The organism is Paraburkholderia kururiensis (assembly GCF_034424375.1).
Classification (GTDB): Bacteria; Pseudomonadota; Gammaproteobacteria; order Burkholderiales; family Burkholderiaceae; genus Paraburkholderia; species Paraburkholderia kururiensis_A.
In genome coordinates, this window is the sequence record NZ_CP139965.1 from 1,605,913 (window position 1) to 1,632,007 (window position 26,095).

24 protein-coding genes are annotated in these 26,095 nt (G+C 66.2%); 10 read left to right on the forward strand and 14 right to left on the reverse strand.

Annotated features, from left to right (window positions below; translation table 11 throughout):
- Nucleotides 1-14: 14 nt before the first annotated feature.
- The 4 genes from U0042_RS07255 to U0042_RS07270 all read right to left on the reverse strand — a co-directional run bounded on the left by U0042_RS07255 (nt 15) and on the right by U0042_RS07270 (nt 3,966).
- Nucleotides 15-1,103 carry a fatty acid desaturase gene (locus U0042_RS07255; protein ID WP_114815178.1) on the reverse strand — a complete coding sequence of 363 codons (1,089 nt, stop codon included), beginning with the start codon at nt 1,101-1,103 and terminating at the stop codon, nt 15-17.
- 138 nt (nt 1,104-1,241) lie between these two features.
- A complete protein-coding gene (locus tag U0042_RS07260) occupies nt 1,242-2,357 on the reverse strand; it encodes a PAS domain-containing sensor histidine kinase (protein ID WP_114815177.1) in 1,116 nt (371 codons plus the stop codon).
- Nucleotides 2,358-2,546: 189 nt separating this feature from the next.
- On the reverse strand, nt 2,547-3,446 hold the full coding sequence (locus U0042_RS07265) for a DMT family transporter (RefSeq protein ID WP_114815176.1): 900 nt from the start codon (nt 3,444-3,446) through the stop codon (nt 2,547-2,549).
- A gap of 136 nt (nt 3,447-3,582) precedes the next feature.
- On the reverse strand, nt 3,583-3,966 hold the full coding sequence (locus U0042_RS07270) for a hypothetical protein (RefSeq protein ID WP_114815184.1): 384 nt from the start codon (nt 3,964-3,966) through the stop codon (nt 3,583-3,585).
- 348 nt (nt 3,967-4,314) lie between these two features.
- Between U0042_RS07270 and U0042_RS07275 the strand changes: the two genes are divergently transcribed.
- Entirely contained in the window at nt 4,315-4,761 is a 447-nt protein-coding gene (locus U0042_RS07275; RefSeq protein ID WP_114815175.1) for an Hsp20/alpha crystallin family protein, read from the forward strand.
- A gap of 34 nt (nt 4,762-4,795) precedes the next feature.
- Nucleotides 4,796-5,203, forward strand: coding sequence for an Hsp20/alpha crystallin family protein (locus tag U0042_RS07280; RefSeq protein ID WP_114815174.1), 408 nt, complete (start codon nt 4,796-4,798; stop codon nt 5,201-5,203).
- A 182-nt stretch (nt 5,204-5,385) separates the two neighbouring features.
- On the opposite strand, the gene U0042_RS07285 is transcribed toward U0042_RS07280, so the two are convergent.
- Together U0042_RS07285 and U0042_RS07290 are read right to left on the reverse strand one after the other, a co-directional pair.
- A complete protein-coding gene (locus tag U0042_RS07285; RefSeq protein ID WP_114815173.1) occupies nt 5,386-6,831 on the reverse strand; it encodes an NAD-dependent succinate-semialdehyde dehydrogenase in 1,446 nt (481 codons plus the stop codon).
- 222 nt (nt 6,832-7,053) lie between these two features.
- Nucleotides 7,054-7,797 (reverse strand): carbonic anhydrase family protein, encoded by a 744-nt coding sequence (locus U0042_RS07290; protein WP_114815172.1) that lies wholly within the window; start codon nt 7,795-7,797, stop codon nt 7,054-7,056.
- A 333-nt stretch (nt 7,798-8,130) separates the two neighbouring features.
- Here U0042_RS07290 and U0042_RS07295 point away from each other — a divergent pair, with 333 nt between their 5' ends.
- Nucleotides 8,131-9,444 (forward strand): Nramp family divalent metal transporter, encoded by a 1,314-nt coding sequence (locus U0042_RS07295; RefSeq protein ID WP_114815171.1) that lies wholly within the window; start codon nt 8,131-8,133, stop codon nt 9,442-9,444.
- A 97-nt stretch (nt 9,445-9,541) separates the two neighbouring features.
- Here the strand turns inward: U0042_RS07295 and U0042_RS07300 are convergent, their stop codons facing one another.
- From U0042_RS07300 to U0042_RS07315, 4 genes are all read right to left on the reverse strand, one after another.
- Entirely contained in the window at nt 9,542-11,266 is a 1,725-nt protein-coding gene (locus U0042_RS07300; RefSeq protein ID WP_114815170.1) for a lactate permease LctP family transporter, read from the reverse strand.
- A gap of 158 nt (nt 11,267-11,424) precedes the next feature.
- Nucleotides 11,425-12,879, reverse strand: a complete 1,455-nt coding sequence (locus tag U0042_RS07305) for a LutB/LldF family L-lactate oxidation iron-sulfur protein (protein ID WP_114815169.1) — start codon at nt 12,877-12,879, stop codon at nt 11,425-11,427.
- The gene (locus U0042_RS07310) at nt 12,876-13,562 is read right to left on the reverse strand and encodes a LutC/YkgG family protein (protein ID WP_232833627.1); all 687 of its coding nucleotides are present in this window, start codon (nt 13,560-13,562) and stop codon (nt 12,876-12,878) included. Before U0042_RS07310 ends, U0042_RS07305 begins: the two co-directional genes overlap by 4 nt.
- Nucleotides 13,563-13,639: 77 nt before the next feature.
- On the reverse strand, nt 13,640-14,425 hold the full coding sequence (locus tag U0042_RS07315; RefSeq protein WP_114815167.1) for a (Fe-S)-binding protein: 786 nt from the start codon (nt 14,423-14,425) through the stop codon (nt 13,640-13,642).
- Between the two features lie 143 nt (nt 14,426-14,568).
- On the opposite strand from U0042_RS07315, the gene U0042_RS07320 reads away from it, so the two are divergent.
- The 3 genes from U0042_RS07320 to U0042_RS07330 all read left to right on the forward strand — a co-directional run bounded on the left by U0042_RS07320 (nt 14,569) and on the right by U0042_RS07330 (nt 18,130).
- Nucleotides 14,569-15,372, forward strand: coding sequence for a FadR/GntR family transcriptional regulator (locus tag U0042_RS07320; RefSeq protein WP_114815166.1), 804 nt, complete (start codon nt 14,569-14,571; stop codon nt 15,370-15,372).
- 129 nt (nt 15,373-15,501) lie between these two features.
- The gene (gene argG / locus U0042_RS07325; protein ID WP_114815165.1) at nt 15,502-16,836 is read left to right on the forward strand and encodes an argininosuccinate synthase; all 1,335 of its coding nucleotides are present in this window, start codon (nt 15,502-15,504) and stop codon (nt 16,834-16,836) included.
- A gap of 247 nt (nt 16,837-17,083) precedes the next feature.
- Nucleotides 17,084-18,130 carry a hypothetical protein gene (locus U0042_RS07330; RefSeq protein WP_114815164.1) on the forward strand — a complete coding sequence of 349 codons (1,047 nt, stop codon included), beginning with the start codon at nt 17,084-17,086 and terminating at the stop codon, nt 18,128-18,130.
- A 270-nt stretch (nt 18,131-18,400) separates the two neighbouring features.
- On the opposite strand, the gene U0042_RS07335 is transcribed toward U0042_RS07330, so the two are convergent.
- The gene (locus U0042_RS07335; protein WP_419150499.1) at nt 18,401-19,060 is read right to left on the reverse strand and encodes a transglycosylase SLT domain-containing protein; all 660 of its coding nucleotides are present in this window, start codon (nt 19,058-19,060) and stop codon (nt 18,401-18,403) included.
- A 306-nt stretch (nt 19,061-19,366) separates the two neighbouring features.
- On the opposite strand from U0042_RS07335, the gene U0042_RS07340 reads away from it, so the two are divergent.
- Nucleotides 19,367-20,224 (forward strand): class I SAM-dependent methyltransferase, encoded by an 858-nt coding sequence (locus tag U0042_RS07340; protein ID WP_114815163.1) that lies wholly within the window; start codon nt 19,367-19,369, stop codon nt 20,222-20,224.
- 154 nt (nt 20,225-20,378) lie between these two features.
- Here U0042_RS07340 and U0042_RS07345 read toward each other — a convergent pair whose 3' ends face one another.
- On the reverse strand, nt 20,379-21,647 hold the full coding sequence (locus U0042_RS07345; RefSeq protein WP_114815162.1) for an MFS transporter: 1,269 nt from the start codon (nt 21,645-21,647) through the stop codon (nt 20,379-20,381).
- Between the two features lie 198 nt (nt 21,648-21,845).
- Between U0042_RS07345 and U0042_RS07350 the strand changes: the two genes are divergently transcribed.
- From U0042_RS07350 to U0042_RS07360, 3 genes are all read left to right on the forward strand, one after another.
- Nucleotides 21,846-22,568, forward strand: coding sequence for a GntR family transcriptional regulator (locus U0042_RS07350; RefSeq protein WP_114815182.1), 723 nt, complete (start codon nt 21,846-21,848; stop codon nt 22,566-22,568).
- Between the two features lie 116 nt (nt 22,569-22,684).
- Complete coding sequence (locus tag U0042_RS07355; protein WP_114815161.1) at nt 22,685-24,019, forward strand: MFS transporter; 1,335 nt, start codon at nt 22,685-22,687, stop codon at nt 24,017-24,019.
- 65 nt (nt 24,020-24,084) lie between these two features.
- Nucleotides 24,085-24,975, forward strand: a complete 891-nt coding sequence (locus tag U0042_RS07360) for an amidohydrolase family protein (RefSeq protein WP_114815160.1) — start codon at nt 24,085-24,087, stop codon at nt 24,973-24,975.
- Nucleotides 24,976-25,048: 73 nt separating this feature from the next.
- Here U0042_RS07360 and U0042_RS07365 read toward each other — a convergent pair whose 3' ends face one another.
- Complete coding sequence (locus U0042_RS07365; protein ID WP_114815159.1) at nt 25,049-25,342, reverse strand: DUF1330 domain-containing protein; 294 nt, start codon at nt 25,340-25,342, stop codon at nt 25,049-25,051.
- Nucleotides 25,343-25,453: 111 nt separating this feature from the next.
- Nucleotides 25,454-25,948 carry a RidA family protein gene (locus U0042_RS07370; protein WP_198665440.1) on the reverse strand — a complete coding sequence of 165 codons (495 nt, stop codon included), beginning with the start codon at nt 25,946-25,948 and terminating at the stop codon, nt 25,454-25,456.
- Nucleotides 25,949-26,095 lie beyond the last annotated feature (147 nt).

A 26,095-nucleotide genomic window follows, 5' to 3' on the forward strand; every position in this document is an offset into this window, starting at 1 on the left:
TCGCGTCACGCAGCTTATAGGGCCTGGCTCGCGGTTTCGCGTTCAGCAGCATGGGGTGGGTCAATTTCATGGCGTTCTCCTCGACGGATAACTACCATGGATTTCACCCGCAATTTACCCGCGGAATGGGCGGAAGCAGGCAGATTTCCGCGGATGATATCGGATCGACCGCCGTGGATTGGATGCGTGATCGGCGTGAATGCATAACGCTTCGCAAGCGCGCCGTAACCCTTTATCAGAAAGCCTCCTGAGCGCTCGATGTATTGCCGGCGGGACGTCAGGTAGACGTCGCGAAGCGCAAACCAGGGGACATGCGGCAAGTCGTGGTGAACGAGGTGGTAGTTGTTGTTGAGAAACAGCAGGCGCCAGAACAGCCCTGCTTCGTTGATCACCGACCGATGCTCATGCGCCTGATGCGGCCGATGCTCGCGAAACGCTCGCACGGCGGCAAGCGCGAGCGATCCGTAGCCGATCACGAAAACGAATAGCCATGGCGGAATCGCACATCGGCGCTCGAGCCAGCTCGCGAGCACAGCGAGCGCCGCGCCGTGAGCGAGCCACGCCGGCACGTCGCCACAATCGCCGCGCGCAATTTTGCGCACGGCACTCGCCGCCGTCCCGGCGATCGACCACGCCGGACCGGTCAACACGCGACCGGCGAAGGTGTTCCTCGTCATCAGCAGCGCGCGGACGAGCGGCGACGCGCGACGCCAGGCGTCGGCCGTCACGAACCAGCTTTCGGGATCGGCACCGGGATGCGTGAGATGCGGGTCGTCGTGATGCTGCAAATGCGAGTCGCGATAGATCGCATACGGAAGCCACACGGCGAGCGGCGCGAACCCGATGATCGCGTTGACGCGGCGCCAGCGCGTGGGATGGCCGTGCAGCAGTTCGTGCTGCAGAGACAGATACCCGGCACCGAACACGACGAGCAGCACGGTCGCGAGCGGCAAGCCCAGCGTGCTGGCGTGCAGGGCGGTGCCGAACCATCCGCCGTAAATGACGCCGATGGCGAGCCACGTCGGCCAGCGCGTGCGCCAGGTCCAGCTGCGGGCAAGGCGCGCGAGTGCGTCGCGCTGATCGGTGTCCAGATAGTTCGCCATGCGGGCGATCCTACGGAGCGCACGGTGCAGGCGGAACCAATTTGTTGTGCAAAGCTTTTGCGCGCGCGCAGAAAGAGCAAATGAAGAGGGGCGTGAAAGGACGGCGACGAAGCGCGAGGCGAACGGAAAGCCTCGCCGTCATTCGTCCGTTGCCGGACCCACGGCGGCAAGCGGCAGGCTCACCGCGAGCCGGAAGCCTTTGCCCGGCGCGGTATCGACGGACACGTCGCCGTCCAGCAGCCGCGCGCGCTCGCGCACGCCGAGCAGGCCGAACGAGCGTTCCTTGCGTTGCGCGTCGGGCGCCATGCCCACGCCGTCGTCGTCGATGCGCAGGCTGCATGCGTTCCCGGACGCAACCAGTTCCACGTGCGCGTGCTTCGCGTGTGCGTGGCGCGCCACGTTCGTGAGCGCCTCCTGGGTCATGCGGAAGATCGCGGTGGCGGCCACTTCGTTGAACGCGACGTCGTCGGCGTCGAAGTGCAGCGTGGCGTGCACGCCGTAGCGGCGCGTGAAGTTCTCCGCCATCCATTCGAGCGCGGCCTCCAGGCCGAGGTCGTCGAGTATGGGCGGACGCAGGTCGGACGCGATGCGCCGCAGCGCGACGGCCATGCCGTCCATCTCGCCTGCGAGGTCGGTCAATGCGTCGCGCGTTTGCCGGGCGTGCTGGTCGTCGCCGAGTTGCCCTTCCAGCAGCCCGAGGCTCATTTTCATGGCCGTGATGCGCTGGCCCAGGTCGTCGTGCAACTCGCGCGCAATGCGCGTCTGCTCGCTTTCGCGCACCTGGTCGATGCGAGCCGCGATGAGACGCGCGTGCTCGAGTTCTTCCAGCCGCCTGCGCTCGGTCATGTCGCGCGTCACCTTCGCGAAACCCAGCAGTTCGCCCGACGGGCTGCGCACGGCCGTGATCAGCACGTTGGCCCAGAAACGCGAGCCGTCGCGGCGCACGCGCCAGCCTTCGTCTTCGACGCTGCCTTCGGTTGCCGCCGTGCGCAGTTCATGCTCGCACTTGCCGGCGGCCACGTCCTCTTCGGGGTAGAACACGGAGAAGTGGCGTCCCACGATTTCCTCGGCACGATAGCCCTTGATGCGCTGGGCGCCGGGATTCCAGGTCGCGACGGTGCCGTCCGGCGCGAGCAGGAAGATGGCGTACTCGCGCACCGTCTCGACGAGGATGCGATAGCGCTCGTCGACGGGCACCCTGGCGGCCTTGGCAACCGGGTCATCCGACGCAGACGCCTTGTTCGTGGGGCTCAAATGCGTTACCTCGCAAAAAGCGTTGTTACACGGCCTGCGAGCACGACTCGCGTGCCTGCGCGAGTTACCAGAAGGGTTATATCAATTCCTTTGGCGCTATGCCAGTAGACAAACCCAGCAGAACACATGCCTGTGGGAATGAACCCTTTACCGTCGGGCACGTTGCCATTCGCTTTGCATGTTCGCGCGTCAGAACTGGGGTCCTTCGGGTGGCCGCCTGCGAATCGCCACGGCGATCGAGCTGCCCACGATCAGCGCGATGCCGGCGAGCGACACCGCGCCGATCGCTTCACCCCACGCCACGTAACCGAAGAGCGCGGCCCACGCCACGCTCGTGTAGTTGTAGGGCGCGAGCACGCTTGCATCGGCCTCGCGAAACGCCACGGTCATGAGGTACTGGGCGACGGTTGCGAATGCACCCAGCAGCGCCATGACGGCGAGGCCTTCGAGCGTCGGCGCGCGCCACGCGAAAGGCAGAGAAGCGCCCATCACCACGGTGCCCACCGACGTGAAAAAGAGCACGGTGAGCGCGGAATCGTCGCGTGCATGAATGCGCTTGATCTGGATGATCGAGAGCGCGCCGCACAGCGCACTGCACAGCAGCAGCACCGGACCGAGCCAGCTCGACTGGCCGCCGCCGGGCCGCACCACGAGCAGCACGCCCGCGAAGCCGACGAGCGCGGCGAGGGCGTCGCGCGCCGCGAGCGGTTCCTTGAGAAGCAACGGTGCGAGCACGATGACGAGCAGCGTTTCCGAATACGCGATGGAGACCGCTTCGCCGAGCGGCAGATACGGCAGACCCGCAAAGAACAGGGCCGACGCGCCCAGCAGCGTGACGGCCCGGATGGTCTGCCCGCGCACGTCCATGCTTCCGAGCCGCTTGCGCAAGGGCTTGCCGCGCATGCAGAGCGCGAGCGCCGGAACGAGGCCGAACAGCATCCGGAAGAACGTCACCTCGTTGGCCGGGTACGCGAGCGCCACGAACTTGCCGAGCGCATCCACGACGGCGAAGCAGAACATGGACGCGAGAACGAACGCGATGCTGCGCAGTGGGACGGTACGCACGGATGCAGTGGCGATGGGCGGCATAGGCAGAGGCAGCGGGAGGGCGGGGTTCGATCTTATCGTGGCGGCCCGATGTCTGCTGCGAGCCGCCGGTTTGCCCGCATCCGGCGCCTGACTGCGCGTTTTACTGCGCCCTCTACGGCGCCCTGCGGCGCACCGGTCACTGGATCGGCGAGGCCGCCTGGAGTCGCTCTGCCAGCATGCGTTCGTACACCCCGAAGTGCAGATCCACGTCACGCTGCGAAACCACGGTGACCGTCAGGTTGACCTGCTTCGGCAGCAGGCCGAGCACGGTGGCGATGGCCGCCGCGAGTTGCGGCGCGCACGTCTTGTCCTCCGCCATCGTGGTGCCTACCGCGATGTCGTAGACCTTTTCCTCGCTGCAGACCACCTCGACCAGCCGCGCTCGCGCGCTCATGTTGCTGTCGACGGCGAGTCGCGCGACCTCCACTACGGTGCGCATGGTTTCGGTGGGAAAACCTCGCGTGGACCGCACCCTGACACGGTGCCGGCCCAGCGTGAGCCAATCGGTGTCGAAATCCATCGAGTCCTCCATCGGTGCGTTGGGGGAACGCTGTTGTGGCGCGACTATAGGGATGGCTCCCGCGTTTTTCAAGAACGCCCCGCGCATTCGATTTCGTGCAAATCACCCCTTGAAAACAGGGCTGCGGCTTTTATATTGGATGTCGCCCGGACACTGACGCGCGGCGATCACCGCGGCGCACCACGTGTTTCCGATTTGTTTGCTAACCGCAACCCACGGTTGGGCAGGCGAATGGGCTACGAGTGTGGGCTTCCCAAGGACCTGATCCGCAAGAGCCCCAGCCGGAGGGCCCCGTTCGGGCGCCCGCCGGATGCCTCGCCTGCCGGCCGGACTTCACGGAGATGCACCATGAGCGATCTATTCTTCGGGAGCGATCTGTTCGGCGAGTTCGACCGCCTGCAACGCCAGATGGCGAGTCTCTTCGGCAGCTTGCCCTCCAGCTCCAGCATTCGCGCCGGCCGCGTCGGCGCTTTCCCGCACATCAACATCGGCTCCACCGACGAGTCCATCGAGATCGTCGCGTTCGCGCCGGGGCTCGATGCGTCGGCGCTCGACGTGTCTATCGACAAAGGGCTGCTCACCATCAGCGGCGAGCGCAAGCGCGTGCGGCCCGCGTCCGGCGACGAGACGCGCACCTATGCCGAAGAGCGTTTCTCGGGCACGTTCCGGCGCGTGATCGAACTGCCGCAAACCGCCGATCCCGACAAGGTAACGGCGCGCTACGAAAACGGCTGCCTCACCATCAGCGTGGGCAAGCGCGAATCGTCGAAGCCGCGCGCCATCACCGTTCAGTAATGTTCCCCTGATACGAGCATTCGAGGAGCACATCATGAGCGACAATTCTCAACTCGCCCCGCGTGAAGACAACGCCGTTGCGCGCAACGAAGCCGGGCAGCCCGCGCGCCGCGTCACGCTGATCCCGCCCGTCGACATCTACGAAGACAGCCACGGTGTGACGCTGTGGGCCGACCTGCCGGGCGTGAGCAAGGACAAGCTGAACGTGAGCGTGCAAGACGGCAATCTCTCCATCGAGGCCGAAGCGGTGGTGCCGGTGCCATCGAATCTGCGCGTGCAGCACGCGGAAATGCGCGAACCGCATTTCGCGCGCACGTTTGTGCTGAGCCCGGATTTCGATACGTCGACGATCGAAGCCAACCTCGCGAACGGCGTGCTGAAGCTCACGATTGCGCGCCGCGACGAGGCCAGGCCGCGCCGCATCGAAGTGCAGGCCGCATGAAGCCTGCATGAACTTCACGTGATGGCCGCGTGCCGGAGCAAGACGCACGAGAGGAGAACCGCACGCGGAAAAAGAAAGCGCCGCGTGTTCGCGGCGCAAGTTATGCCTGAAACGCGACGACATGACCGCCCTACTGCGGGGCGGCGTGTCGTCGCGTATTCACATCGAAAAGGCCTGGCGCTTCAGACTGCCGCCACCGTCACGGACTTCGTGACGAGATACGGCTCGAGCGCTTCCGGGCCGCCTTCCGAACCGTAGCCCGAGTCCTTCACGCCGCCGAACGGCATTTCGGGCCACGGCGTGGCCGGCTGGTTGATCCACAGCATGCCCACTTCGAGCCGCTGCGTGAGCAGATGCACGTTGCGGAACGAGCGCGTGAACGCATAGCCCGCAAGCCCGTACGGCAGACGGTTCGCTTCGGCGATGGCCTCTTCGAGCGAGTCCACGCCGCGAATTGCCGCGATGGGGCCGAACGGTTCGTTGTTGAACACGTCGGCCGTGAGCGGCACGTCGGTCAGCACCGTAGGCGCGAAGAAGTTGCCGTCGCCCGCAAGACGCTCGCCGCCCGTCGCGACCGTGGCGCCCACCGCGCGCGCGTCTTCCACCACCTTCGCCATCGCCGTGAGGCGGCGCGCGTTCGCGAGCGGCCCGAGCTGCGTGCCGTCGGCGAGGCCATCGCCCACCTTCAGACCTTCGGCATGCTTGACGAGCGCCCGCGCGAACTCTTCGCGCACGCTGTTGTGGACGAGAAAGCGCGTCGGCGAAATGCAGACCTGGCCTGCATTGCGGAACTTCGCGCCGCCCGCGGCCTTCACGGCCAGTTCGAGATCTGCGTCTTCCGCGACGATGACGGGCGCGTGACCGCCCAGCTCCATCGTGGCGCGCTTCATGTGCTGGCCCGCGAGCGCCGCGAGCTGCTTGCCCACGGGCGTGGAGCCCGTGAACGTCACCTTGCGGATGACGGGGTGCGGAATCAGATAGGCCGAGATTTCAGCGGGGCTGCCGAACACGAGGCCCACCACGCCGGCAGGCACGCCCGCATCCACGAACGCGCGCAGCAGCTGCGCGGGTGAAGCCGGCGTTTCTTCGGGCGCCTTCACGAGGAACGAGCACCCGGTGGCGAGCGCCGCGCACAGCTTGCGCACCACCTGATTGACCGGGAAATTCCACGGCGTGAAGGCTGCGACCGGGCCTACGGGCTCCTTCACCACGATCTGCTGCACCGAAAGATTGCGCGGCGGCACGATGCGGCCGTAGGCGCGGCGGCCTTCGTCGGCGAACCATTCGATGATGTCCGCCGCGGACATCACTTCGATACGCGCCTCGACAACCGGCTTGCCTTGCTCCTGCGTCATGAGGCGCGCGATGGTGTCGGCACGTTCGCGCACCAGTGCCGCCGCCTTGCGCATGGTGGCGGCGCGCTCGTGGGCGGGCACGTTGCGCCACACTTCGAAGCCGCGCTGCGCAGCCGCGAGCGCACGATCCAGATCCGCGATGCCGGCGTGGGCCACCGTGCCGATGACCTTGCCCGTTGCCGGGTTCACGACGTCGATCGTTTTGCCGCTTTCGGCGTCGCACCACTCGCCGTTGATCAGTAGTTGCGTATCCGCGTAGCCTGAAACCGCCATACCGTATCTCCCGTTCTCCGATCAGATAAACCGCCCGGCGCGCCGGACCTGCACAGCGCGTGCTTGCCGGGATGTCTGGGACATGGACCCGGCAGCCGGCGGGCAAACACGCACTTTCGCATAAATCCGGAGTTTCGGCAGGAAGGGCGGAGGGTGCGGGTGGTGGGGGAAGTGGCGGCAGACGAGAGCGGCGCACGCGGGGCGCGCCGCCCGACGGATCAATTACGCGTAGAACTCCACCTTGCCTCCCACAAGGTGGTACATCGACCCGACGATCTTGATCTTGCCGTCCTTTTCCAGGCCGGCCAGCACGTCGCTGCGCCGGCGGATTTCGTCGATGGCCTGGCGCACGTTGGTGGCGGCCACGGCATCCACGAACGCGTCGTTCTTGCTGGTGCGCTCGCCGTCGAACTTCGTGGCGTCCACGGCCGGCTTGATCTTGTCCAGCAGGCCCGTAAGGTTGCCGAGTTTGGCGCCGTCGATGGCGCCTTTGATCGCGCCGCACGACGTGTGGCCCATCACCAGCACGACCTTGGACCCCGCCACGGCGCAGGCGTATTCGAGACTGCCCAGCAAGTCGTCGTTGACGATATTGCCGGCCACGCGCGCATTGAAAGTGTCGCCGATACCCGCGTCGAGAATAATTTCCGCAGGCGCGCGCGAATCCATGCAACTCAGAATGACGGCCGCCGGATATTGGCCGTTCACACTGGCGCGTTTCTGCGCCAGATAGTCGTGCGTTTGCAGTTTGCCCGCGCGAAAGCGCTCATTGCCGCGCTTCATCATGGCGATGACGTCGTCGGGCGTCATGGCGTCGCGCTGCGCCTTCGTGAGGGCGGCGGCCTGCGCGAGGCCCGGCAGCAGTTCGGCGGCCATGCCGAACGCCATGAGACCCAGTGCGGTTTTGAGCGAGGTGCGGCGGGCAGCGTTCGGTGCGGCACAGCAGGTTTGAGGCTGGCGATCCATGGACCTATCCCCCGTGAATAAAACGACGTGAACGATATGGAATGACGCGGAAAAAGAATCCGACTTTATCTGTCCCGTTTTAGGACTCCGGCAATTTAGTCTGCAATGTGCAATTAAGCAAAGGCTTATTCACATGAAATGCGCCATGAATTTAGCTGTGAATGGCGAGAGCCATTGAACCGTCGCGCAAGGTTTCACGGCACCGTCACCATGACGACGTGATGACGGGGTTGTGAAGAGCAGGGACCGGTTCGACGCTCGCCATCCCCACCCTGCGTACAATGTGGCCGCACTTCAACGGCTACGGCCACGACCTCTTACGCACCCCAACGCATGCGGCTTCCGACCATTCCCACGGCCCCGTTCTGTCCTTCGGAAGTGAAGGGCAGCATCGTCATCGAGGCGGGCGTATCCCGCTGGACCAAGCTCCGCCGCTTCGCCGGCCCGGGGTTTCTGGTCGCGATCGGCTACATGGATCCCGGCAACTGGGCCACGGACATCGAAGCGGGCTCGAAATTCGGCTACGCGCTGCTGTGGGTGGTGGCGATGTCGAGCCTCGCCGCCATCTTTCTGCAGATGCTCGCCGCGCGCCTCGGTCTCGCTTCGGGCATGGACCTCGCGCAGGCCAGCTACACCCGCTACGGCCCGTTCGGCAAAGTGCTGCAATGGATCACGGCGGAAATTTCGATCATCGCGTGCGACATCGCCGAAGTGCTGGGCTGCGCGCTGGCCTTCAAGCTGCTGCTGGGCGTGCCCGTCGCCTGGGGCATCGTGCTGACCGCGCTCGACACGATGATCGTGCTCGGCTTGCAGGGCAAAGGCTTCCGGCAGGTGGAAGCCATCGTGCTCGCGTTGATCGGCACGATGATGTTCTGCTTCGTCGCGCAGCTCGCGCTCGTGCCGCCGGACTGGCATTCGGTCGTGCGCGGCCTCGTTCCGGGCGCGCCGGCCCACGACCGGAAAGACGCCATCGTGCTCGCGCTCGGCATCGTGGGCGCCACGATCATGCCGCACAACCTGTATCTGCATTCGTCGGTGGTGCAGACGCGGCGCGTGGTGGGCGGCGTGCGCGGCGACGTGCACGAAACGCTCGCACTGGTGCGTGTGGATACGTGGGTGTCGCTGCTGGTCGCCATGCTCGTGAATGCGGCCATCCTGATCCTCGCCGGCTCCGCGTTTCATGCCACGGGTCAGACGGGCGTGAACGACATCGAGCAGGCGTACAAGCTCATTACGCCGATTGCGGGCGGCGGCGCGGCGTTGCTGTTCGGCCTCGCGTTGCTCGCCTCGGGACAAAGCTCGACGCTCACGGGCACCATCGCGGGTCAGGTCATCATGGACGGCTTCATGCACGTGAAGATTCCGTGCTACCAGCGGCGTCTGATCACACGCGGCCTTGCGCTCGTGCCGGCGCTCATCGGCGTGTTGTGGCTCGGGGACGGCGCGGTCGGGCAGTTGCTGGTCTGGAGCCAGGTGCTGCTGAGTCTGCAACTGCCGTTCGCGATGTGGCCGCTGATCCGCTCGGTGAGCGACCGGGCCGTGATGAAGGATCACGCGATCGGCCTGCCGACGCAGATCGCCGCGTGGGCGCTGTTCGCCGTGATTACCGGGACGAATCTGATGTTGATCGCGGGCGTGGCGGGATAGCGCGCGATTGCTCCGCTTCAAACAAAGCTTCAAAAGAAGAGGCCCGGCGGCGTTTGCCACCGGGCCTCTTTCGTTTTGTGCGGCTACCGGAAGACCGTCAGTGCGGAATCATCCCCGTCAGCACATAGGCCTGAAGCAGCGTGATGATGCCGACGATCATCGCGAACAACAGGCTGTGCCGAACCGTGAACCGGAACAGCGACGCTTCCTTGCCGACGAGGCCCGTCGCCGCGCAGGCCACTGCGATCGACTGCGGCGAGATCATCTTGCCCGTTACCCCACCCGACGTATTCGCCGCGACCAGCAGCGTGTTGGATACGCCGATCTGATGCGCGGTCGTGTTCTGCAACGACGCGAAGAGCGCATTCGACGAGGTGTCCGAACCCGTGAGGAACACGCCGAGCCAGCCGAGGAACGGCGAGAAGAACGGGAACGCGGCGCCGGTGCCGGCAAGCGCGAGCGCGAGCGTCGACGAGATGCCCGAATAGTTCGCGACGAACGCGAAGGCCAGCACGAGCCCGATCGACAGCACCGGACGGCGCAGTTCGCGGAGCGTCTCGAAGAAGGTGGCGATTGCGGCGCGCGGCTTCATGCGCAGCAGCACGATGGAGATGAGCGCCGTCAGCAGGATCGCGGTGCCCGTTGCCGAGATCAGGTCGAGCTTGAACACGGCGTCGAACGGCTTGGCCGACGAAACGATGGGCGCGGTGCGGATCACGAGCTTGTCGAGTGCGGGCACGTGGAGGCTCAGGATCGTGCCGGCCAGCGCGCCCTTCGCGGCGAACAGCGCCTTGAACGTCTTCGTGCTCCAGACCGTGACGATGGCCGTCAGCAGCAGGAACGGCGCCCACGCGCGCACCGTCTGCGCAGCGGAGTACGGCGACGCCTCGCGCGAGCCTGTGCCGAACGACGCGCCCGCGCCGCCGAAGCCGCCGGCGAAGTCGCCACCCAGCGCCGCGGCGCCGGCGCTCACGCCGATACGCGATGCCGCTGCCGCACCTGCACGGCGCGGCTGCCACACCTTCAGGAACGAGGCGAGCGCGACGAGGCTGACGAGCGACGACGTGATGTCCGGCAACTCGGGCCCAATGTGGTTCGACGTGAAGTACTGCGTGACGGCGAAGCTGCCGCCCGCGACGAGCGCGGCCGGCCACGTTTCCTTCACGCCACGCTTGCCGTCCATGATGAACACGAGCCAGAACGGCACGAACACCGAGAGCAGCGGCAATTGACGGCCCGCCGTCGCGCCGATCACGAACGGATCGAGGCCCGTCACCTGGCCCGCCACGATGATCGGAATGCCCATTGCGCCGAACGCGACGGGCGCGGTGTTCGCGATCAGGCACAGGCCGGCCGCATAGAGCGGCTCGAAGCCGAGGCCGACCAGCAGCGCCGCCGTGATGGCGACCGGTGCGCCAAAGCCCGCTGCACCTTCCAGGAACGCGCCGAACGAGAAGCCGATCAGCAGCAGCTGCAGCCGCTGGTCGTCGGTGATCGAGAGCACCGACGCGCGAATGACGTCGAACTGGCCGGTCTTCACGACGATCTTGTAGAGGAACACCGCCGTCACGATGATCCACGCGATGGGCCACAGGCCGTACGCAAAGCCGACGCCCGCCGAGGCGAGCGCCATTTTCACGGGCATTCCGTATTGGAAGATCGCGACGGCAAGGGCGAGCAGCAGCGTGATGGCGGCCGCGATGTGGCCTTTCAGACGCAGCCCGGCGAGCGCGACGAAGAAGAACAGGATCGGAATGGCCGCGATGGCGGCGGACAGCCATAGGCTGCCTGACGGGTCGTAAGTCTGGGTCCAGGGTTGCACGGGGTCTCCTCCCAAAGTGGTGGTTCAGAAATCGTGGGTCGCGTGCCGCGTTCTCCGGCGGCTCGAGTGGCTCATGCTGCGCCAGCGACCCGCGCGGCCCGCGCACGGCCGTCGCGATCGACGGGGCGCGAGCCGCACGTGGGTCGGGTGCCTGCTGCTTATTCCGGCTGGCCGCGTTCGCGCAGCAGATCGTGCAGGCTGCGCGGCGCCGGCGTGAGCGGCGTGCGGTGGCGGGTCCAGCCCATCTGCTGCGACGGCGCGAACGCACGCAGGCGCGTGGCCGCCCAGCGCAGCACGCGGAACGTCCGCGGATGCGCGAACGCGCCGCTCCAGAAGCGCCACACGAACTGCTCGCCGCGACTGTGACGCGCGCCCTGGCCGCGCAGCGGATGCGCCACCGCCTCATCGGGCGCGCGGTTCGACTCCGTGCGCAGACGCACGAGCAGTTGCGGAATCGGAATGCGCACCGGGCACACTTCCCCGCACGCGCCGCACAGGCTCGAGGCGGTGGGCAGATCGGCGGTGGCATCGAGGCCCAGCAGATGCGGGGAAATGATCTTTCCGATCGGACCGGGATAGGTCGTGCCGTATGCGTGGCCGCCGATGCGCGTGTAGACCGGGCAATGGTTCATGCACGCGCCGCAGCGGATGCACTGCAGTGTGGCGCGCAGCTCTTCGTCGGCGTAGGCCTGGCTGCGGCCGTTGTCGAGCAGCACGACGTGCAGCTCGCGCGGGCCGTCGAGTTCGCCCGGGCGGCGCGGACTGCTGATGAGGTTGAAGTAGGTGGTGATGGGCTGGCCCGTTGCCGAGCGCGTCAGCAGGCTCGACAGCGGCACGATATGCTCCAGCTTCGCGACCACCTTCTCCATGCCCATGATCGCGATGTGCACGTCGGGCACGGTCGTCGAGAGGCGGCCGTTGCCCTCGTTTTCGACGAGCCACAGCGTGCCGGTGTCCGCGGCGGCGAAGTTCACGCCCGAGAGACCGATGTCGGCATCCACGAACGCGCGGCGCAGCGCGCGCCGGCCGGTCTGGATCAGTTCGTCCACGTCTTCGGTGTAAGGCGTGTTCGGAATGTGCGCTTCGAACAGATGAGCGATGTCGCTCTTCGTCTTGTGAATGGCGGGCATCACGATGTGCGACGGCTTTTCGCCCGCCATCTGCACGATGTATTCGCCCATGTCCGACTCGATGCAGTCGATGCCGCGTTCGGCGAGGTAATGGTTGAGCTCGATTTCCTCGCTCGCCATCGACTTGCCTTTGACGATGCGCTTCGCGCCGCGCCGCTGCGCGATGGCATGGACGATGGCGTTCGCGTCGTCCGCGGTCTCGGCCCAGTGCACCTGCACGCCGTTGGCGCGCAGCTTTGCTTCGAGCTGTTCCAGCAGTTCGGGCAGCCGCGCGAGCGCATGCTGGCGCACGGCTTCGCCGAGGTCGCGCAGGTGTTCGAGTTCGTCGGCCTCGGGGAATTGCGCGCGACGCTTGCTCTGCAAAAAGTCCATGGCGCCGCGGAAGCTCTTGCGCAACTGCGGGTCGTCGAGCGCGGCGCGGGCGCGTGCACGGAAGTCGGCGGTCGGCACGAAATGCAGCGGGCTTTCTTGCGTGGGGCTCATGCGGCGGCCTCGTCGGTCACGATGACGACCCACAGCGCACGCGGACCATGCGCGCCGTAGGCGAGCGTCTGCTGGATGTCCGATGTCTTCGAGGGGCCTGAGATCATCACCAGATTGGTGGGCATGCCGTCGCTCCAGCGTTCGGCCGTGACGGCGGCATGCAGGTCGATGTGCAGCGTGCTCGCGTGAATGAGCGCGACGTGCAGCGGCGGCACGAGCGAGACGGTGCGCGGCGAACCGGCGTCCGGCTCGACGATCAGCGTGCCGGTCGCGGCGATGCCGGAGCGCGCGACGGTGAAGCCCGCGTCGATGGTGTCGAAGAGCGCGTCCTTCCACGCCTCGATGGGTTGCGCATAAGAGTGCGCCGCGACGCTGTCGGGCAGTGCGCGAACGAGCGCGGTGCCTTCCGCGCGGCTCGGGTCGAGCAGCACGCGCCGCACGCCCGCTGCCGCGAGCCGGCGCGCGAGTTCGGCGGGCCAGGTGTCGGCGCTCGCGCGGAAGACGTCGGCGTGCACGGCCTCGAGCATCTGCTGGAAGCGATCGAGGCGGGCTGGCTGCGAATCGTCTATCCCTGCGCGCTGGCTCGCGTAGTGGGCGGCGATGCGGGCCGCGATGTCGGCCTCCGGCGAGCCGGCTCGCGAGGGGGCCGACGCAGGCGCGCTCGCGCGCAGGCGGCCCAGCATGCGCGCGCGGGCGCGGTTCGAGTCGCCGGGCGCAGTGGGCAGCGCGGGCGCTTCATGCAGCGGCGCGGAAGTGCGGCTCATGCTGCCGTCTCCTTGCGCTGCGTGCGGCGCCACAGGAACGACGCGAGATGCTCGACCTTCAACGGCGCGTCTTTGTGCTCGGCCGCGTGACCGATGTTCAGCAGGCAGCCGCAGTCGGCGGACACCAGCCGTTCGCAGCCCGTCGCGCAGGCGGAGGCGAGCTTGTCCGCCACCATCGCGCCGGAAATGTCCGGGTGTTTCAGCGAGAACGTGCCGCCGAAGCCGCAGCATTCGGATTCGCGTTCGTGCTCCACGCGCGTGACGCCCGGCAGCGAATCGACCAGCTCGACGCCGTGCTCGCGCGTGCCCATTTCGCGGCGCGCGGCGCACGACGTGTGCAGCACGACGCGCTCGTCGGCGCATGCGTTGGCGGCTGTTTCGCTGAAATCGACCTTCAACACGCGCAGCAGGAATTCGCCGAGTTCATACACGCGTTCCGACAGATCGCGCACGCGTGCCGCCTGCGGGTCGTTTTCGAACAGACGCGGCCAGTGGTGGCGCATCATCCCCGCGCACGAACCGGACGGCACGACGATCGGCCACGGATTCGCGAAGAGGTCCAACTGGGCGCGCGCGACTTCGCGCGCCTTGTCGGGGTAGCCGCTGCTATACGCGGGCTGTCCGCAGCAGCTCTGGTTGCGCGGGAAGTGAACCGTCACGCCTTCGCGTTCGAGCAGCCGCACCGCGTCGAGGCCGGCCTCGGGCACGAACAGATCGACGAGGCAGGTGCCGAACAGATAGACGTCGGCGGGCGGGGTGGCGGGGTAGAGCCGTTCCTTCATGGTCGCTGATATCCGGTTGCGAGGCCGCCGGCATGGGCGGCGGCGAACTGAAGCGCATCATTCTCCGTTCCGCCATCTGGGACAAACTGGTTGGACCACTGCTTAAAATCGCGGCAAAATGGCGGCCTTGGCGAGGAGTGACGATGGCGGAAACAGGACATGCGCGCGGCCGCGTGGAAGCGGTGATGCGAACCATGGAAACGGCGCTGCTGAACGGCAGCTGGCCGGCGGGCGCACGGCTGCCGGCCGAACGGGAACTCGCGGTGCAGTACGGCGTGTCGCGCAACACGGTGCGCGAAGCGATCCAGCGGCTCGCCGCGCGCGGGTTGCTACAGAGCCGGCACGGAACCGGCGTGTTCGTCACCGAGCAGCTGCGCACGGGCGTGGCGTCGCCTTGGGGTCAACTGATCGGCGATCACCCCGCGCTGCGCGACGACATTCTCGAGTTTCGGCGCGTGCTGGAAGGCGCCACCGCATACTTCGCGGCACTGCGCGCGACGCCGGAGGACGTTGCGCGCATTCGCGCGGAACTGGCCGAACTCGAACGCAGCCGCGCCACGGACGACAAGGCGGGCGAGGCGAGCGCCGACACGCGGCTGCACGAGGCCATCGCGCTCGCCTCGCACAACGCGATGTTCCTGCATCTGCATACGAGCGTGTTGAGCGTGCTGCGCGAGCACATCACGATTCACGGCACGGGCTTGCGCGAGCAGGGCGAGGATCTGTCCGCGATGCTGCTGCAACAGCACCGCACGCTCTGCGAGGCGATCTGCTCGGGGCGCCCGGAGGAGGCACGCACGGCGATGCAGGGGCATATCGACTTCGTGCGCGGGCAACTGGCTGACGAGGTGGCACGGACCGGCAGTGGTCGGACCTCGCCCGATTTGGGGGCGGCGCGCAGCGCGGCGCCCTCCGGTATTCGGGTAAACACAGGGGCGATGCCATAACGCGCGGGACGGTGCGCGTGCCGTCGCCCCGCCCAATTTCCTTTCGCCAACCTGTCGAACCTTGCCGGGAACCGCTGCACAGCGGATACTTGCACATTTCCCCTCTTCCAGACTCCAGCGGTTATCCGTATGACCACAATTCTCGAAAGTCTCCCGGCCGGGCAGAAGGTCGGCATCGCGTTCTCCGGCGGCCTCGACACCAGCGCGGCACTGCACTGGATGCGGCTCAAGGGCGCCGTGCCGTTCGCGTATACCGCGAACCTGGGCCAGCCCGACGAGGACGACTACGACTCGATCCCGAAGCGCGCAATCCAGTACGGTGCCGAAGGCGCGCGGCTGATCGACTGCCGCACCCAGCTCGTCGCCGAGGGCATCGCAGCGCTGCAATGTGGGGCATTCCATATCTCGACCGCGGGCGTCACCTACTTCAACACCACGCCGATCGGCCGCGCCGTGACGGGCACCATGCTGGTCGCGGCGATGAAGGAAGACGGCGTCAACATCTGGGGCGACGGCAGCACGTACAAGGGCAACGACATCGAGCGCTTCTACCGCTACGGCCTGCTCGTGAATCCGGACCTGAAGATCTACAAGCCGTGGCTCGACCAGCAGTTCATCGACGAACTGGGCGGCCGCGCGGAAATGTCGGAGTTCATGCGCCGCTCGGGCTTCGAATACAAGATGTCGGCGGAAAAGGCCTATTCGACGGATTCGAACCTGCTGGGCGCCACGCACGAAGCGAAGGACCTGGAGAGCCTCGAAAGCGGCATCAAGATCGTGAACCCGATCATGGGCGTGCCGTTCTGGCGCGACGACGTGCAGATCGCGAAGGAAGAGATCACGGTGCGCTTCGAGGAAGGCCAGCCCGTGGCGCTCAACGGCGTGACCTACACCGACGCCGTGGAACTGCTGCTCGAGGCCAACCGCATTGGCGGCCGTCACGGTCTCGGCATGAGCGACCAGATCGAAAACCGCATCATCGAGGCGAAGAGCCGCGGCATCTACGAAGCCCCGGGTCTCGCGCTGCTCTACATCGCGTACGAGCGGCTCGTCACCGGGATCCACAACGAAGACACCATCGAGCAGTACCGCGATCACGGCCGCCGCCTGGGCCGCCTGCTGTATCAGGGTCGCTGGTTCGATCCGCAGGCCATCATGCTGCGCGAAACGGCGCAACGCTGGGTGGCGCGCGCCATCACGGGCGAAGTGACCATCGAACTGCGTCGCGGCAACGATTACTCGATCCTCAGCACGCGTTCGCCGAATCTGACGTACCAGCCCGAACGCCTCTCGATGGAGAAGGTGGCGTCCACGTTCTCGCCGCGCGACCGCATCGGCCAGCTGACCATGCGCAACCTCGACATCAAGGACACGCGCGACAAGCTGCGCATCTATTCGCAGGTCGGACTGCTCGCTGCGGGTGAAGCGTCGGCGCTGCCGCAGATCAAGGACGACACGAAGTAAGTTGCTGCGCCCGCTTGGGGCGTGTGCGGGCAGACAGGGAAGGGGCGCTGAGGCGCCCCTTTTTTGTTGGTGCGCCGTTGCGGCTTGTGGGGCGTTTGCCTCACGGCGTTCGGCGCGACGGTGCAATCCATGAGTTTCGCGGCGGGCTTCGCATGCCCGGCCATGTCTTCGCGATGCCGGTCCGCGCCGCAGGCATGCTGCTACGCTGGGGTTCCTTTTCCTTCGCGCCGGAGAATTGGAGAATCCCATGGCCGACAGTATTCGGAGCGGCTTGTCGCGGTATGGGGCCTTCGTTCCCGATCCTGCCGCGCTGGTCGAATCGCCGGAAGCCCTGGCTACGCCGGGCGCGCCGTCCGTTCCCGCGTTGCCGGCCGACTTGACCGCGCTTGCACAGAAGCGGTCGCGCTTGCCTTCGGACGACGTTTCGCAGGCGGCGGCCGCCGTTGTGCCCGGTGAGTCCCGAGAGGCGCACGCCACGCCTACCCGGACGGCAACCTGGAATGGCGCGCGCTTTCGCGTCAAGCCCGAAGAATCGGCGGTTCCGGCTTTGTCGCCACCCGACGCTGCACCAGTGCAAGGAAAGCTGCTGTGTGGGGTTCGCACCGAAGAACGCCCTGCGTTCGACGCGTTGCGCAGCCAGGCCGACGATACCCGCGTGGCGTTGCGCAAGGTGCTTCGAGACCGCGGCCTTGCGGCCAACACGACGCTTCTGCCGTTCGTCTTCAAGCACGCGGATGGCAGCTACCGCCTGGGGATGGCGGGCAACAGCAAGGCCGCGCTCGATCTGCTGAGCGACGAGCAGGTGAAGCCGCTAGTGGCGGGCCACGTCGTGGTGCCGATGCAAAAGGGCGCCGACGCGCCCAGCTTTCCGCGCTCGCGCTACGACAAGCTGGACGAGACCACGGCGCACCATGCCGAACAGCAGGCGCTGCGTTGGGCGGACGACCGAGAGGACGTGCAGGGCATCGCGTATTTCGCGCCCACGGCGCACGTGTGCGAGGGGTGCCTGCAAAGCATCTACGAGCGCGCATACGATCCGGCGAGCCGGGCGTTCGCGTTCGACCCCGATGAAACCATCTCGCCGCACGCCCGCGCGCCGGAGTTTTTCAGGAAGGAAACGTTGCCGGCATGGCTCGTTCCCGGCGGCAGGGAGCGGGCGGTGAATGCGTTGCAGCCGGCGGCCGACGGCACGAAACCGTCGCTGAAAAACGTCGCCCGACACTTCGGCGTTTCGCCCCGCACGCTGGCTAGATGGAGCAAGGAGCGTTCGGACAACGGCAACGAGCCATCGTAGCGCTCGTCGTCCAGCGGCCCAGTATGAAGGCGTCGTGCTTGCGGATTTCCGGCGGGGTGTGCGGATGGGCGACGCAGCCGCGGTCTTCCTGCGGCGCAATGGTTTGTCTGCGCCTGTCTGGCTCGCGAAAGCGCTGACCGTGGCGCGCAGCCGTGACCCTGCTGAATCCGGCCGATGGCGACGGTGATCTATCGCGGCCAGACGGCCATATCCAGGTAATGAAAAGGCGAGTGGAACGACGCCCGATTCGGGAGCGCGAGGCGGACGGACTTACTGCGCCCTGTCCGTGGCGCTTGCGGCAGGGGTCACGTCGAAATCCTTCGCGCGCAGGCTCACCTTGCGCGCGTAGGCCGACGAGCCACCGTAGCTCTTCAGCGCGGCGCCCACGTCGCCGCGCGCGGACTGCAGATACCCGTGCAGGATGGCCGAGCCGGCTTCGATGTTGTCCGAGGCCTCGGTGAGGTCCATGTTCTTGACGAGCTGCCTGTGCGCCGCCGGCACCACCTGCATGAGGCCCGTTGCGCCGTGCGCGCCGCGTGCCGTTTCCTTGAAGCGCGATTCGATCGAGATGATGGCCAGCACGAGTGCCGGCGGCAGCGAATACTTCTCGGCCGACGCCATGACCGCCGACGAGATGCGCTGAGCCTTCTCGCGCGCAAGGCCGAACTTCTCCGTCAGCATGGCGGAAATCTTGTGCATCTGGGCTGCCACGGGACCCGTTGCGGATCCTGCCGCGAGGCCGGCATCCGAGGCCGCGGCACTCGCGGCCGATGCCAGCGGCATGCTGGCCGCTGCATCGCGGCTCTCCGCAATCGTCGCCGACGCCGCTGCTGCATCACTGGCGAGGGCATGCGCACGCACGGGCTCTTCGGCACCGGCGTGCAGGCAAATCCCCAGCATGAAAAGCAGTGCGTAAGACGGTCGGCTCATCGGCGCAAGTGAAGTGGTGTGGACCGGCATTATAGCGGGGGCAAAATCTTGCATGTCCGGCGCAATGCGTTCGCATGCCGAACCGCCGGGGTGGAAGAAGTGGCGTGTCGAACGGGTGTGCCGAATGGTGAAGGAAATGGCGGGCAATCTGCACCACAGTTCAGGTTGATTGCGGGCGGATTCAGTGCGCAGACGTAGCGCGGCAGGCGAATGCCGGCCCCAATGCCTCACAGTGCCGGTCGCTACACTACGGCGCAACAACAGGCCCGACGAGATAAGAGACTCATTCGCTGGAGGAGAACGATCATGCATGACAGGCAGACTGTGGCGCCGGACAGCACGGCCGTGCGGGTCGCGTTATGGCGCGCGATGCACGTCGAGGTGGACGCACCGCCGCACGTCATCGAGGATGAAGTCGGGCTGCAACTGGCTCACCCGGACGGGAACTGGCGCGAACGGCCGGACATGCATCCGCAGGGCACGCGAGGCTATCGGGCGTCCATCGTCGGGCGGGCGCGTTTTGTGGAAGACCTCGTCGCCGAACAGGCCGGGCGGGGCGTGACGCAATACGTCCTGCTCGGCGCGGGGCTCGACACCTTCGCGCAGCGTCGCCCCGAGATTGCCTCGCGCATGACGGTGTTCGAAGTCGATCAGCCGGGCGCTCAGGCATGGAAGCGGCAGCGTCTGGAAGAACTCGGCTTCGGTGTGCCTGTGTGGCTGCGGCTCGTGCCCGTGGATTTCGAGGCCGGCGCGTCGTGGTGGGAGCGCATCGCCGCGGCGGGCTTCGACGCCCGGCGGCCCGCCATCGTCGCGTCGACGGGGGGGTCGATGTATCTCACGCGCGACGCGGTTGCTGCCATGTTGCGGCAGATCGCGGGGCTTGCGCCGGGTTCGACCTTCGCCATGACGTTCCTCTTGCCGCTCGATCTCATCGACCCCGCCGAGCGCGCCCAGCATGAGATGGTGTATGAGCGGGCACGCGCGGCCGGCACCCCGTTCCTGAGCTTTTTCCGTCCGGAGGAAATACTCGAGCTGGCGCGTGCAAGCGGTTTCCGCGAGGCCCGCTATGTGTCCACGGAAGACATCGCGGCGCGCTATTTCAGTGGTCGAAGCGATGGGCTGCGGCCTTCCACCGGCGAGTCGTTTCTGGTAGCGACGACGTAGCCGCACGCACTTGCGCGCATGCAACACACGCCGCGAAGATGCACCGACTGCACTGACGCGCCGAAGCGGCAAGCCAGTGCACCTGGCCGCACGGCGTCGATGCAGGAACCGTCACGCGTTTGCCGATCGCGGCCAGACGGTTCCCGCTCGCGGGTTATTGGCCGGCCGGGACGCTCATCCGCTCGCGCCGTCCGCTGGAGGCGCTGGCCACCAGCATGCCGGCGCCGAGAAGCGTGAGGCACACCACGGGCACGAGCATCGGTGCGCCGGTGTTGCCGGCCACCTTGCCCACGTAGGGCATCAGGTTCTGGGCGAAGAAGCCGCCAAGATTGCCGATGGAGTTGATGGCGGCGATGCTCGCCGCGGCCCGTGCGCCGCTGAAAAAGCGCGGCGGCAGCGACCAGAAGCACGGGTAGAGCAGCGGAATGCATGCGCCGCCCAGCACGAGTGCAGCGAAGCGCAGCGGCAGGCCGGGCAGCACGAGGCTCAGGGCGAAGCCGATCACTCCGATGCCCGCCACGATGGCCATTGCCTTGAGCACCACACCTTCGCGCTTCAGCCTCGCAGGCAGCCAGAGCAGCAGCAGAGCGCCCAGCGCCCACGGAATCATGTTCAAGAGCCCGTTCACAGACGACGCGATGCCGCCGCTCTTCAGCAGCGTGGGCAGCCAGTACGTGACGCCATAGAGCGACGTCGACATCAGCATGTAGGCGCCGGCGAACATCAGCACGCGCCAGTCGATGAACGCGCGCCACGGATGCCCGGACACCGTGTTGGCGGGCGCCTCGCGTTTGAGTGCGGCGAGCACGACCTGCTTCTCTTCCTCAGAAAGAAAGCGTGCGCGTTCCACGGATTCGGGCAGGAACCGCAGTGCAACCAGCGCGACGATGACGGCAGGTACGCCCGTCGCCATGAAAACCCATTGCCACCCGGCGAAGCCGAGGTGGCCGTCCAGCGACAGCAGCAGTCCCCCTGCGAGCGAGCCCAGCATGTTGGCAAGCGCGCTGCCGAGCGTGAAGAAGCCGAGCATGCGGGTGCGCTGGCTCTGCGGAAACCACAACGTCAAATAGAAGATCACGCCCGGATAGAAGCCGGCCTCGGCCACGCCGAGCGCGAACCGGAATACATAGAAGAGCGTCGTGGAATGCGTGAAGGCCATCGCGACCGTGATGACACCCCAGGTCGCCATGATGCGCGCGAGCCAGAGCCGAGCGCCGAAGCGGTGAAGCGCCAGCGTGCTGGGCACCTCGAACAGCAGATAGCCGATGAAGAACAACGAGGCGCCAAGGCCATACGCGGTTTCGGTCATGCCGAGCGCGTGCACCATCTGCAGTTTCGCGAAGCCGACGTTCTGCCGGTCGATAAAGGCGATCAGGAACATGACCACGAGCAGCGGCATCAGCCGGCGTGCAGTCTTTTTCATGACGGCCTGCTCGGATGGGACGGAATGGGTCACAGCAGGTCTCCGGAATTGAAATTCATATATATGATTAGCTGAATCGGTACGGGAGCCAATGGGTATAAACCCGTCCATATTGGAGAAGGCTGAGCGGTGGGGTTACTCCCTATGCATGCTGCGAACGATTCATGCAAACATATATATGAATTCAGGAGAACCATGATGCATGCGGACGACCGGCTTCCTCGTTACCAGCAAGTGCGCGACGAACTCGTGGCGCTGATCGCCGCCCACCATTGGCGCCCGGGCGAGGCCATTCCTACCGAACAGGCACTGGCAAAGCAGTACGACGTCGCCGTCGGCACCGTGCGCAAGGCGGTGGATCTGCTCGTGGCGGAAGGTCTGCTCGAGCGCTTCCAGGGCCGCGGCACGTTCGTGCGTCGCGCCAGTTTCGACAGCTCGCTGTTCCGGTTCTTCCGCTTCCAGACGCGGCAGGGTGAACGGCGCATTCCCGAGAGCCGCATCCTGCGGCGCGAAGTGGTCGAAGCGCCGTCGGCGGTGGCCGCCACCTTGCAGATTCCGAACGGCAGCAAAGCGATCCAGATGTCGCGACTGCGGCTGATCGACGACGTGCCGATGCTGGTCGAAGAAATCTGGCTGCCGTTCGACCGCTTTGCCGCGTTCATGCAGCTCGAACTGGAGCAGATCGGCGATCTGCTTTATCCGGTCTATGAAGCGCAGTGCAATCAGATCATCGCGTCGGCCACGGAGACGCTCACGGTGGAAGCCATCGGGCCGCTGCATGCGCGTCTGCTGCGCATCGAACCCGGCACGCCGGCCGTCGTGATCGAGCGGCTCGCGTATGGATACGACCGGCAGCCGCTGGAATGGCGGCGTTCCCGTGGACCGGCAAGCGAGTTCATCTATCAGGCCGAGATTCGCTAGCGCGTGCAAGACGCTTCGGTGCGCTTCAGTGCACGCGAATGCGCTGCACTGAAATGCAACCCCACCACAACGATCAAACGATTCCCGTAGCGGAATTCAGGACACAGGAGACAGCCATGTCCGGTTGGTTCAGAGAAATATCCGGCAACGAGCGGCGCACCTTCTGGGCATGCTTCGGCGGCTGGGCGCTGGATGCACTCGACGTGCAGATGTTCAGCCTCGTGATTCCGGCGATCATCGCCCAATGGTCGATCAGCCGCACGGAGGCTGGGCTCGTGAGCGGCGCGACGCTGGTGGCGTCGGCGCTGGGTGGATGGATCGCGGGCATGCTCTCGGATCGTCTGGGCCGCGTGAAGACGCTGCAGTGGACGGTGGCCTTCTTCGCCGTCTTCACGTTTCTGTGTGCGTTCGCGCAGAACTATCCGCAGTTTCTCGTGCTGAAGACGCTGCAAGGTTTCGGATTTGGCGGCGAGTGGGCCGCGGGTGCCGTGCTCATGGCGGAAACCATTCGCGCCGAACATCGCGGCAAGGCAATGGGCAGCGTGCAGAGCGCGTGGGCAGTGGGCTGGGGCGCCGCGGTGCTGCTCTATGCCTTGATGTTTTCCATCCTGCCGGCGGCCACGGCATGGCGCGCCATGTTCGCGCTCGGCATCCTGCCTGCACTGCTGATCGTCTATGTGAGGCGCGGCGTGCAGGAACCCGACGCGGCTGCATTGAAATACACCGGCCAGGGCGTACGCAATGCCGATGCATCAGCGGATGAACCGGCACTGGATGCAGTATTCGGCATCTTCTCGCCGCAGGTGCTTCGCATGACGCTGATCGGTGCGTTGCTCGGCGTCGGTGCACATGGCGGCTACTACGCGCTCATGACGTGGCTGCCCACGTATCTGAAGACGGAACGCCATCTCTCGGTGCTGGGTACCGGCGCGTATCTGGCAGTGGTCATCGTCGCGTTCTTCGTGGGCTGTCTTGCGTGCGCGCAGTTGCTCGACCGCATTGGCCGGCGCACGACGATTCTGGCGTTTGCGATCTGCTGCGTCGTCACGGTGGTCATCTATCTGTTCATGCCGCTCAGCAACGCAGCCATGCTCGTGCTCGGCTTCCCGTTGGGCTTCTTCGCGGCCGGCATTCCAGCGAGCATGGGTGCGCTCTTCAACGAGTTGTATCCGCGCGGCATTCGCGGCACGGGGGTGGGCTTTTGCTATAACTTCGGCCGCGTGGTGTCGGCGGGCTTTCCCGTGCTGGTGGGCCACATGTCGGCGAACATGACGCTCGGCACGGCCATCGGCATCGACGCCGCGCTGGCTTATTCGATCGTCGTCGTCTCGGTGCTGATGCTGCCTGAAACGCGAGGCCGCACGCTGGGCGGTCTGTCCGCCGGCTCGACCGACGAAGCGGTGACGGAAGCAGAAGGGGCGCATCGGTTTTCGCAGGCGCATCGTCACTGAGCGCCTCGCCGGAGCAGCGCGCGTCGTGCAGCGACGCCAAAAGCATGTGGAGTGGAGGAACCTTGATGATCGTAACGTCCGGTGCGGCTTCGGTTTGCGGTGACGCAGTACCGTGCGCACGCGAACCGTCTGCCGTGACCGCTATCGACGCGCATGCGCACGTGTTCGAACGCGGCCTGCCGCTTGCCGCGCAACGCCGGTATGTGCCCGACTACGACGCGCCGCTCGCGGCGTATCTCGCGCAGCTCGACCGCTGCGGCGTATCGCACGGCGTGCTCGTGCAGCCCAGTTTTCTCGGCACGGATTGCAGCTATCTGTTGGCCGCATTGCGAAGCGAACCTCAGCGGCTTCGCGGCGTTGCCGTGATCGAGCCTGACTGCCGCTTCGATACGCTCGCTGCAATGGCGGAGGCAGGTGTCGTCGGCATTCGGCTGAACCTCATCGGCCTGCCCGACGCGCCGCTTTCGACGCACATCGCGCCCGCCACGCTCGCGCACGTTCGCGAACTGGGCTGGCATGTCGAGGTGCATGCGGAAGCGGCACGTATCGAGAGAATCGTTGCGCCGCTACTGGAGCGCGGCGTGGAGGTGGTGGTCGATCATTTCGGCCGGCCGGCACCCGGGCTGGGTGTGGGAGATCCCGCATTCCGTCGATTGCTCGATATGACGCGAAGCCGGCAGGTGTGGGTCAAGGTGTCCGCCGCGTACCGCAACAGCGTGGGCGATTCGGGCGAAGCGTTCGCGCGCGAGGCGCTGTCTCTCTTGAAAGAAGCCGCGACGGTAGAGCGGCTCATGTGGGGCAGCGACTGGCCGCACACGCAGTTCGAAGCATCCGCGAGCTTCGACGCGACCTTCGGCATGGCGCAGCGGCTTTTCAGCGAGGAAGCGGAACGTCGTGCGGTGCTGTGCAGCACAGCGGCACACTTCTACGGCTTCTGCGAAGCCACGGTGCGCTGACGTATCGATGTGGTTCGAAGTGCGAGGGCCGCGCCGGTTTTTCATCCACGCCCTCGCATGCCTGCCTGACCGCTTATCCCTTCACGCCTTCCACGAGCACTGCGCGATAGCGCGAACCCTTGAAGCGATGCTGGGCGACCTCCTGATAGGCCGGGCTGTCGTACCACGCGCGCGCCGCCTGCGTATCGGGGAATTCGACGATCACCACGCCTTCGGGCGCATCGCCTTCAAGCACCTGTTGCGGACCGTATGCCGCCAGCACCTTGATCGGATGGCCCTTGAACGTCTCGCCCACCTTCTTCATGTAGGTGTCGAGTTCGCCCTGATCCTGCGTGCTTTCGCGCGTGAACACGATGTACGTCGCCATGGCCTGCCTCCTTTCTCCGTTTGGGGTCTGGCGATGATGCCACGAAACCGCGCGCGCCGTTGAACACGGCACAGGCCACGCGAGAGCCTTCAGCGCAGCGCTGAATCGCCTTCAGCGCGGGTCGCCGCCGCCGTCCACCACCGCGACCAGATCCAGCTCCACGGTCGCGTTCTTCGGCAGCTGATACACGCCTACCGACGTCCGCGTATGTCGCCCTGCGTCGCCCAACACGGCGTGCAGCACGTCAGATGCGCCGTCGGCCACTTCGCTTTGCTGCGTGAAATCCGCTGTGCATTGCACATAGACGGTGATGCGCAGCACGCGGCGAATGCGATCGAGCGATCCGGCTTCGCGCGCGAGCAATGCCAGCGCGCGCATGACGCAGACCTGCGCGGCGCGCTGTGCATCCGCGAGCGAGACGTCGGCGCCTGCGCGTCCCGTCACGACGACCGTGTTCTCCACACGCGGAATCTGCCCTGAAACATAGACCTCGTTGTCGTTGCGCACGACCGGCACGTAGTGTCCGCCTATCTTGATTTCGCCATCGAAGCAATAGCCGAGCGTGGCGGCGATGTCGTCGAATCGGGCTTGTCTTGAAGAGGTCATGGCGCACGCATGCAGCTGAATGGAAGAGCGTGCAGCGTAGCATTGCGCACGCGTGGCTGCCATCGCGATGGTGGGCACGATAGGCGCGCAAGAGGCGCTTCATGCCGGCACGACGCCCGCACGATGCATGCGCGAGCGTGCGGCGAA

What these genes read in the sequence shown, in the direction of transcription:
- U0042_RS07335 (WP_419150499.1), bottom strand. Translation starts at nt 19,060, where the DNA reads ATGAGCCGACCGTCTTACGCACTGCTTTTCATGCTGGGGATTTGCCTG.
- U0042_RS07370 (WP_198665440.1), bottom strand. Translation starts at nt 25,948, where the DNA reads ATGACCTCTTCAAGACAAGCCCGATTCGACGACATCGCCGCCACGCTC.
- argG (WP_114815165.1), top strand. Translation starts at nt 15,502, where the DNA reads ATGACCACAATTCTCGAAAGTCTCCCGGCCGGGCAGAAGGTCGGCATC.
- U0042_RS07295 (WP_114815171.1), top strand. Translation starts at nt 8,131, where the DNA reads ATGCGGCTTCCGACCATTCCCACGGCCCCGTTCTGTCCTTCGGAAGTG.
- U0042_RS07275 (WP_114815175.1), top strand. Translation starts at nt 4,315, where the DNA reads ATGAGCGATCTATTCTTCGGGAGCGATCTGTTCGGCGAGTTCGACCGC.
- U0042_RS07270 (WP_114815184.1), bottom strand. Translation starts at nt 3,966, where the DNA reads ATGGATTTCGACACCGATTGGCTCACGCTGGGCCGGCACCGTGTCAGG.
- U0042_RS07365 (WP_114815159.1), bottom strand. Translation starts at nt 25,342, where the DNA reads ATGGCGACGTACATCGTGTTCACGCGCGAAAGCACGCAGGATCAGGGC.
- U0042_RS07290 (WP_114815172.1), bottom strand. Translation starts at nt 7,797, where the DNA reads ATGGATCGCCAGCCTCAAACCTGCTGTGCCGCACCGAACGCTGCCCGC.
- U0042_RS07360 (WP_114815160.1), top strand. Translation starts at nt 24,085, where the DNA reads ATGATCGTAACGTCCGGTGCGGCTTCGGTTTGCGGTGACGCAGTACCG.
- U0042_RS07310 (WP_232833627.1), bottom strand. Translation starts at nt 13,562, where the DNA reads ATGCTGGGCCGCCTGCGCGCGAGCGCGCCTGCGTCGGCCCCCTCGCGA.
- U0042_RS07280 (WP_114815174.1), top strand. Translation starts at nt 4,796, where the DNA reads ATGAGCGACAATTCTCAACTCGCCCCGCGTGAAGACAACGCCGTTGCG.
- U0042_RS07345 (WP_114815162.1), bottom strand. Translation starts at nt 21,647, where the DNA reads ATGAAAAAGACTGCACGCCGGCTGATGCCGCTGCTCGTGGTCATGTTC.
- U0042_RS07265 (WP_114815176.1), bottom strand. Translation starts at nt 3,446, where the DNA reads ATGCCGCCCATCGCCACTGCATCCGTGCGTACCGTCCCACTGCGCAGC.
- U0042_RS07340 (WP_114815163.1), top strand. Translation starts at nt 19,367, where the DNA reads ATGCATGACAGGCAGACTGTGGCGCCGGACAGCACGGCCGTGCGGGTC.
- U0042_RS07320 (WP_114815166.1), top strand. Translation starts at nt 14,569, where the DNA reads ATGGCGGAAACAGGACATGCGCGCGGCCGCGTGGAAGCGGTGATGCGA.
- U0042_RS07255 (WP_114815178.1), bottom strand. Translation starts at nt 1,103, where the DNA reads ATGGCGAACTATCTGGACACCGATCAGCGCGACGCACTCGCGCGCCTT.
- U0042_RS07305 (WP_114815169.1), bottom strand. Translation starts at nt 12,879, where the DNA reads ATGAGCCCCACGCAAGAAAGCCCGCTGCATTTCGTGCCGACCGCCGAC.
- U0042_RS07315 (WP_114815167.1), bottom strand. Translation starts at nt 14,425, where the DNA reads ATGAAGGAACGGCTCTACCCCGCCACCCCGCCCGCCGACGTCTATCTG.
- U0042_RS07355 (WP_114815161.1), top strand. Translation starts at nt 22,685, where the DNA reads ATGTCCGGTTGGTTCAGAGAAATATCCGGCAACGAGCGGCGCACCTTC.
- U0042_RS07350 (WP_114815182.1), top strand. Translation starts at nt 21,846, where the DNA reads ATGCATGCGGACGACCGGCTTCCTCGTTACCAGCAAGTGCGCGACGAA.
- U0042_RS07285 (WP_114815173.1), bottom strand. Translation starts at nt 6,831, where the DNA reads ATGGCGGTTTCAGGCTACGCGGATACGCAACTACTGATCAACGGCGAG.
- U0042_RS07330 (WP_114815164.1), top strand. Translation starts at nt 17,084, where the DNA reads ATGGCCGACAGTATTCGGAGCGGCTTGTCGCGGTATGGGGCCTTCGTT.